Source organism: Photobacterium nomapromontoriensis (genome assembly GCF_050336815.1).
GTDB classification, from domain to species: Bacteria; Pseudomonadota; Gammaproteobacteria; order Enterobacterales; family Vibrionaceae; genus Photobacterium; species Photobacterium nomapromontoriensis.
In genome coordinates this window covers 1-809 of sequence record NZ_JAKJSL010000103.1, presented here as the reverse complement: position 1 = coordinate 809, position 809 = coordinate 1, and the positions used below count along the sequence as shown (strand labels likewise).

The following is an 809-nucleotide window of genomic DNA, read 5'->3' as shown; positions in this document are numbered from 1 at the left end:
GGAATCTCGGTTGATTTCTATTCCTCGGGGTACTTAGATGTTTCAGTTCCCCCGGTTCGCCTCGTTACGCTATGTATTCACGTAACGATACTTRCTTATGYAAGTGGGTTTCCCCATTCGGAAATCCCAGTCTCAGGTGGCTTTTACTGCCTAAACTGGGCTTATCGCAAGTTAATACGTCCTTCATCGCCTCTGACTGCCAAGGCATCCACCGTGTACGCTTAGTCACTTAACCATACAACCCCAAGAGGTTTTGTATGTTCAAACAACCAAGGTTTGYGTCGTTATCTTCGATCAAGAAAGATAAGGACTTTGGTTTTTCGCCGGACTCGATACAAGACACTTGAATGTGTTTGTGTTGAGAACTCGTTCTTCATAAAGAAGAACATTTGTAATTCAATCATTCGATTGAATTTACTAGTCAGCTTTCCAGATTGTTAAAGAGCATAACGCAAAAGCGTTAATCAATAACTGACGTTATTCATTAGCACTTTTGCCATTTCTAAAACCATTTCACCAAGCAATCTGTGTGGACACTGCATAAAACAGCAGTCTATCGTTTAAGGAGGTGATCCAGCCCCAGGTTCCCCTAGGGCTACCTTGTTACGACTTCACCCCAGTCATGAACCACACCGTGGTAAACGCCCTCCCGAAGGTTAAGCTATCTACTTCTGGTGCAGCCCACTCCCATGGTGTGACGGGCGGTGTGTACAAGGCCCGGGAACGTATTCACCGTGGCATTCTGATCCACGATTACTAGCGATTCCGACTTCATGGAGTCGAGTTGCAGACTCCAATCCGGACTACGA

2 rRNA genes are annotated in these 809 nt (G+C 45.7%); both read right to left on the bottom strand.

Annotated elements, in window-relative coordinates:
- A 23S ribosomal RNA gene (locus tag L4D12_RS25510) occupies positions 1 to 235 on the bottom strand; the annotation flags it as partial.
- A gap of 326 nt (positions 236 to 561) precedes the next feature.
- Positions 562 to 809, bottom strand: a 16S ribosomal RNA gene (locus L4D12_RS25505); the annotation flags it as partial.